The following is a 7,642-nucleotide window of genomic DNA, read 5'->3' on the forward strand; positions in this document are numbered from 1 at the left end:
CGGACAGGAGTTCACCCAACGCTACCAGACTAGGAGCTTTGAACTTTCTGCACCTGGTACCTATGTAACCTACAGGCTTGAGATCACAAAGAACAAAGGGTTCATAGAAATGACCCAGTTGGCCGAGATCAAACTGTTGGGCTGCGAACCGCAGACCGAAGTCAGTAATATAGCACTTGAAGCGAAAACGCTTAACCAATTATCGTTATATCCTAACCCAGCAGAGGTTGAGACTAGCTTACGTTTTGATAATCCAATCCAAGTGGAGTCCATTCAAGTTTTTGATGTGACGGGCAGATTGGTACGGACCATTAAAGGCGGGCTTATAGGTAACCAAGGTACTTCAATAGATGTACAAGAGCTGCCAGATGGTATCTACTTTGTTAAAGTAAGGAACAGTGATAATGGTGAAGAGTTCCAACAACAGATGTTGATACGGCGACAATAATAATTATGATTAATTCAATAAAAAAGGAGACCAATTGGTCTCCTTTTTTATTGAATTAAATACCACTATTTATTACTTCATAGAATGGTACACATTCTGCACATCATCTTCTAGCTTTATAAAGGGTTTACCCTGCGACAACATAGTCGATTTAAAAGAATAGTTATCTCAATTATTTCAACTATTGTAATTGTTTATTCGGTTGTCTTGAATGTTTTATTGTCCATGAATAAGGTTGTTTGTCCTGTTAATCTAGCAGTATGTCGAAAAGACCACCATTAAAAATACTTGTAATTTATAATAATTCTTATTTTCAAAGAATTGAATTAAACTATGTTCAACTTGTTTTCCCCCCTTCCATAATTCGATGGACTCGTTGTTTAGCTATTAGTTTTATTCAAACCCACAGCTTACTCGAAATTAGTCTAGTTATCTAATAACCAAAAAATAACTAGAATGGAAAAAAACTACCCAAGACGTCTTTTTCTTGGCAGGTCTCTGTTGGCAGCAACAGGTCTTATTTGTATTCCAACAGGAGCAATTGCCAAAGAATTCGATTCTCATAGCGCACCATTTAAGGGGTATAGCTCCTATACCGATGTTAAAACAGATCTACGTACTTCCTTTTTAGGAAAAGAAGTATCGGTATCCGGTAAAATATTTGATGCCACGGGAAAAACTACTGTTCCGAATGCCTTGGTAGAGGTATGGCATTTATCCCCAGAAAAAGAAGTGTACAAGCATCGCGGTAAAATGTTTACCGATGTTGACGGCTCCTATCAGTTTATAACGGACTGGCCGAACCGTGAACCAGGGAAACAACACCGTATTTATTTTAAAGTTTCAAATGCAAAGAAAGCCATTTTCACAGAACTACTGTTCAGTGATTTTGGTGCCAATATATCTGGTGAGCACTGGGAGCAACATCAGCAATTGGCTGAAAACAAACTTTTTCCTTCGTTCAATACTTTTCTTAATAGATCAGAAATCAATTTCAATATTTCAATTAACAACTAAACTTAAAAACTATGGAACCATTTATAGCACAAATCATGATGTTCGGAGGAAATTTTGCACCACGTGGCTGGGCTTTTTGTGACGGGCAACTTTTACCAATTTCGCAATATAGTGCACTCTTTTCACTTCTTGGAACAACATACGGAGGCGATGGCAGAACAACTTTTGGACTTCCAGATTTAAGAGGAAGGGTTGCAATACACCCAGGTAATGGCCCTGGTCTTTCCTCAATAAGATTAGGTGAGAAAGGTGGTACGGAGACCAACACGCTCAGTACTGCTCAACTACCACCCCACACCCATGGTGTTTCCGTACCCTCCAAGGAAGAAGGTAATACCGATGTACCTGCCGGTAATTATGTTGCCGGTGCAGGTCTTGATAGTTTCGGTACCATTACAGACTCCAGTATGAAGACATTTCAGACCCTCAATGCAGGAGGTGGCCAATCTATCAATAATATACAACCTTTTCAATGCGTGAATTATATCATCGCGTTGCAAGGCATTTTCCCTTCAAGAAGTTAATACTACCAGATATTTACCAACCAAAACTACCCGGATATGAGAGAAATTACACTGTTGTTTACATTACTGTTCACTTTAAATACCGCTATTGCACAGACCACCCTTAGTGCAGGTGATATTGCCTTTGTGGGTCTAAATACCGATGGGGCAACGGATGCGGATGACAACTTTGCCTTTATTCTTTTAAAGGATATCGATGCAGCTACACAAATCATTTTTACGGACCGGGGTTGGAGCGATGCTACAGGATTCTCTTCTTTTCCAGGAGATGGCGAATTTACCTGGACCTCCGGCACTGCAAGAACGGCCGGTGAGGTTATCGTGTTGGACTTTAGTAATTTGTCCCCACCTGCGGCTTCCTTTACGGTCGCTGGAGATCAACTGTTCGCTATCCAGGGAAGTATAGCCAGTCCTACGTTTATTTCTGGGCTGCATTTTAATGTGGTTACGGGGGTCACGGATGATTCCAATTGGGATGGTAATGCTACGAGTAGTACTACCTCTGCGCTTCCAGATGCCTTAACTACAGGCGATACCGCAGTTCGATTGACGGGTCCAGGGGGAGTGGAACAAGACAATTTTCAATTTAGTTGTGGCATAGCGGGCTGCCCCTTGTCCGGTACCCCGGAACAGATTAGGGCCATTGTGCATAACTTGGCCAATTGGGTAGGTAATAATGACACAGTATATCCCGGTACGGTGGATGCTAGTTTGGGTACGCCAACAATAGGAACAATTGATAATATGCCGCCGGTGATAACTTGCCCACCTGACCAAACATTGATGGTAGATGCCAATTGCAATACTCTCGTGCCAGATTACACAGGCTTGGTCACGGCAACCGATGATGTTACGGCATCACCCACCATTACACAAAGCCCCCCTGTGGGATCTACGTTCAACGGAACAGGCAACACCGTAATTACCTTTACCGCAACCGATGAAGCAGGTAATTCGTCTACTTGTAACATGCGTCTTTCAATTGAAGACAATAAAGCTCCTACGCCGATATGTATTAACGGTCTTACAGTAACTTTGGATGCTACAACTGGTATGCAAACCATTTTTGCCACAGATTTTATTGCTTCACCTATTACCGATCCTTGTGGTGAGGTTACATACACCATATCTCGTGCAACTGTGGATCCGAATTTTGATGTTAGATCACCAAGCCTGACCCTAAATTGTGATGATGAAGAAACGACTCTAGTAAGGGTATGGGCAGAAGATGTGAATGGGAACAGTGACTATTGCGAAACATATGTTCTTGTTGATAAAAGTCAATTTAATTGTCCGATACTTCCCGTGGTTACCTGCCCTGCAGATGTTACTGTGAATGCGGGCGATCCAACAGACCCATCGTTTACAGGACTTGCCACGGCAACTGGTGGAGTTGGAACTGTTGTCATCACCTGGTCAAATGGTGTTGCACTTGATGGCAAAATAACCAGGACATGGACCGCCACTGATGAACAATCAAATACTTCTAGTTGTGTTCAAATTATTACGGTTGAACCACTGCGGGTAGATCTAGAACTCGAAATGAGCGTGAACAATGCTACACCAAATGTGGGCGATCCCGTGACCTTCACGGTAGTAGTGACCAACCAAGGCCCGAGCGCGGCCACGGGGGTTGAAGTGACGGACCAATTGCCAAGCGGTTATATCTATGCGGGCTTTACGACCACCCAAGGAAGCTATAACAATGGAACAGGATTATGGACACTGGGCAGCCTAGCGGCTAATGGTAATGCCACTTTGACCTTGACGGCCACCGTAAATGTATCGGGGAATTACATGAACCTTGCCGAGGTAACGGCACAGAACGAAAATGATATAGATTCCACTCCAAACAATGGCGTGGATACGAACGTGGACGGCAATGTCGTTGATGACCCAGGCGACGAGGATGATGGTGATGGGGCAATAACGGCGCCGCTGGCCATCATAAGCGGCAAGGTCTTCGTAGATTTTAATTTTAATGGTATACGAGACGCAGGGGAACCTGGTTTTGGCAACAGTGTAGTTGGTTTAAAGGATAAGAATGGCTCTGTCATCGCCACCACTGCTACGGATGGCAACGGAGACTATCAATATTTTGTAAATCCGGGCGAATATAAAGTACAGTTTCCTTTGCCAACTTCATATGTTTTTTCTCCTAAAGATGTTGGGGGAGATGACAGCATAGACTCAGATGCAGACGCTGGTCTTAATGGGGACACCCAGGCCATTGTCGTGGGCCCTGGCGAAAACAGGCAGAATGTGGACGCGGGAATCACACCCAGTGGCAGTCTAATAGATCTAGAACTAGACGTTGCAACTTTAAATCCTACACCGGTAGTGTCAGGCGGGATAGTGAATTATCGTTATACCTTAACTAATAAAGGACCCTCTACAGCTACAGGAATAGAGGTTGAAGTAATATTTCCGACTGGAATAAATGCTATCACTAGTAGTTTTCCAGCTGGCACTGATTTTAATTTTACAACAAAAATTTGGTCAATACCATCTTTCGCTGCAGGAATCACAAGGACTTTGGTTGTAGCTGGAAAGGTGAACGGAAACGGTGATTACGTGACCCTAGCGGAAGTAATTGCCCACAATGAAATAGATGTAGACTCCTCCCCGAACAATGGCGTGGATACTGATGGAGATGGTAACGTAATAGATGATCCAAACGATGAAGACGATGGCGATGCCGAAACGGTAACTCCCATTGATAACGACCCCCCAGTAGCCGTTTGCCAAAACTTTATGGTTCAACTCGATAATAACGGCAACGCTATGGTCAGTGTAACCGATATCGATAACGGTTCAACCGACAATGGAGCTATCGTTTCGTACGGTGTGCGGCGGAGTGTTGCAAGAATGTTCGATCAGAACGTAACACCCGATGCCATTTTTGGATCTGGGAACGCCAATGGCGGTTTTACAGTAAACCAAACGGGCAGTGCAGAGCTTGGCCTAAGGGCTAAGGTGCGCTATCCAAGCCCACAGAATACCTTCAACAGCAATGGTGACGGCACGTATTCGCACTTGGCCGGAGCGGGCACACCTGCGAGCAGGGCCCTCTGGAACTTTGAGTGGAGCGTGAACACGGATCCTGCGGGCACGGCCGGCACTAAACTGGACGGGCTCACCTATGAGATGGGGATGGACTTTGATCCGAGCATTGGCACGGACTACTTTGTCTTTGACCCGATCAACCAACCGGTAGCGGACCATGCCATCGGTACTAATATGACGGTAAATGGTGGCGGTACTACGGCCACAGATCCAGCATCCTATGCAGGATTATTGGCAGCGAACAATGTAGCGCAGAACTCATGGAACCTTGATTTCTTCAATGAAGCGGCAGCTAAGACCTTCGACCCAACGGTTGACGGCACCTATGAGGTATATTTAAAAGCATTTGATGGCAGCGGTGCCAAGGTCGGTGAAACCAAGATTACCGTAATTGTAGGTAATGGAGGAGCACCGGGTATGTTGCCACAGAGCATCGACTTTACGGTTGCCGATATTGGGACCAATGTAGTAGAATTGGTTGTTGCAGACGCAGCAGGCAATACGGCTATCTGTACTTCAACGGTCACTGTAAAATCTGCTTGTGAGATTGTAATCGAAGTACAACCTATGGATGCTGAAATATGTGCGGGCGACCCTTTACGTTTTGATGTCGGGGCCATGGGCACAGAATCCTTATCGTACCAATGGCAAGTGGATACCGGTACCGGTTTTGAAGATCTAGGCGCACCGAGCGCCAATTCACAATTAAACTTCGCCTCTATGGAAATTGGGGGCAACGGCAACCAATACAGGGTCGTCGTAACTTCCGACAACGGTACCCCGAACGACGCTAGGGACGACTGTTCGGCGACCAGTGAAGTTGCCACCCTGACGGTAAACCCTTTGCCAATGGCAGAGATCACGGGCAGCTCCAGCTATTGCCATGACGGCAACGGCGTGGTGTTGGACGCGGGTGCGGGGTATACAAGCTACCAATGGCCCACCGGGGAGACGACCCGTACGATTACGGCCGTTACGGGCAGTTATACGGTAAGGGTGGTCAATGCCAATGGCTGCGCATCCACTTCGGAGGCGTTTGTGGTGACCAAGAACGAAGAACTGTCCTGCAGCATAACACAGGACGTGCTGACCACGGACCATGAGACCATGGACGGTGTCGCAACGGTCAATGTAACGGGAGGAACGGGCCAGTTCACCTATCTATGGGACAATGATGAAACGACACAAACGGCGACCACGTTAACGTATGGTATGCACAGTGTAACGGTGACGGACTCCAACGGATGTGAGACCAGTTGCCAGATAGATATCGCGAAGGAACTGTACTGTTGGACCAATTTGGTGCAAAATGTAAGTGTGCGCGGTGGAAACGATGGAGCTGCAAGTGTACAAGGAAACGGAGGATATAGACCCTATACCTTTAAATGGGCCGATGGATCTACCAAAGAGCTGAATACGGCGTTACCGGTAGGCACCCATTACGTGACCATTACGGATGCCACGGGTGCCACCTCACGGTGTAGCATTACCATCTCGGAACCTACGGGCGGGGATTGCGATTCGTTCCTAAGCACTGTAGAACAGGACAAGCTTACAACGGACCACCTTACCCAGGACGGTGTGGCAACGGTATACCCGAAAGGGGGAACGGCGCCGTTCACCTATCTATGGGAAAATGGCGAGACCACGCAAACGGCGACACGATTAACATACGGTCTTCGCAGCGTTACGGTGACGGATGCGAACGGCTGTGAGACCGTTAACCAGATAGACATCGCCAAGGAACTGTACTGCTGGATCAACCGCAACGGGAACGTGGGTGTGCACGGCGGCAACGATGGTTCGGCCACGGTACATGGCAACGGTGGTTATAGACCTTTTACCTTTAGGTGGGACGATGGTTCCACGGCACAATTGAACACCAACCTGGGCGCAGGAACGCACTATGTAACGATTACCGATGCCACGGGAGCCACATCACGATGTAGCATCACCATCACCCAACCCAACGAGGAGGTGTGTGACGGTGTGGACAACGACGGTGACGGACTGGTCGATGAAGGCTTTGACCGGGACGGTGACGGTGTCGCCGATTGTTTCGATATCTGTGATAAAGGTGATGATCATGTGGACATGGACAATGATGGAATTCCAGATGCATGTGATGATGATATCTGCATAAAAGTTGAAAAGCCAATGACAGAATGTTACCAGACTGCAGTTTGGGACCAGCCAACCTGTAGTTGGATTATCTCAGGAGAGAAACCCTTGCAGCCAATGACAGAATGTTACCAAACAGCAGAATGGAACGGTACTACGTGCACATGGGATATTATAGATGGTCAACGACCAGAGATGCCAATGATAGAATGCTACCAAATGGCGGCATGGAACACGCAAACCTGTAGTTGGGACGTAATCGGTGATAAACCTATGGAGCCCATGACGGAGTGTCATCAGACAGCGGTATGGAACAGTGATAACTGCTTATGGGACATTATAGATGGAAAACCGGAGATGCCTTTGACGCTATGCTACCAAACTGCGGTCTGGAGCGATCAGATCTGCGGTTGGGAGATCAACGGAGAGAAACCTATGGAACCTATGACGGAATGTTACGAAACCG

Annotated in this window: 4 protein-coding genes; all 4 read left to right on the top strand. The window is 46.6% G+C overall.

Annotated features, from left to right (window positions below):
* Window positions 1-448: T9SS type A sorting domain-containing protein (locus BMY56_RS00005; protein ID WP_143057750.1), on the top strand; the 448-nt coding region annotated here is incomplete at its 5' end.
* A gap of 456 nt (window positions 449-904) precedes the next feature.
* Complete coding sequence (locus BMY56_RS00010) at window positions 905-1,465, top strand: peptidase associated/transthyretin-like domain-containing protein (protein WP_091618506.1); 561 nt, start codon at window positions 905-907, stop codon at window positions 1,463-1,465.
* Window positions 1,466-1,476: 11 nt separating this feature from the next.
* Window positions 1,477-1,989, top strand: coding sequence for a phage tail protein (locus BMY56_RS00015; RefSeq protein ID WP_091618507.1), 513 nt, complete (start codon window positions 1,477-1,479; stop codon window positions 1,987-1,989).
* A gap of 36 nt (window positions 1,990-2,025) precedes the next feature.
* A partial coding sequence (locus BMY56_RS00020; protein ID WP_143057751.1) for an SdrD B-like domain-containing protein occupies window positions 2,026-7,642 on the top strand: 5,617 nt, incomplete at its 3' end.

It is taken from the genome of Maribacter orientalis (genome assembly GCF_900109345.1).
GTDB classification, from domain to species: domain Bacteria; phylum Bacteroidota; class Bacteroidia; order Flavobacteriales; family Flavobacteriaceae; genus Maribacter; species Maribacter orientalis.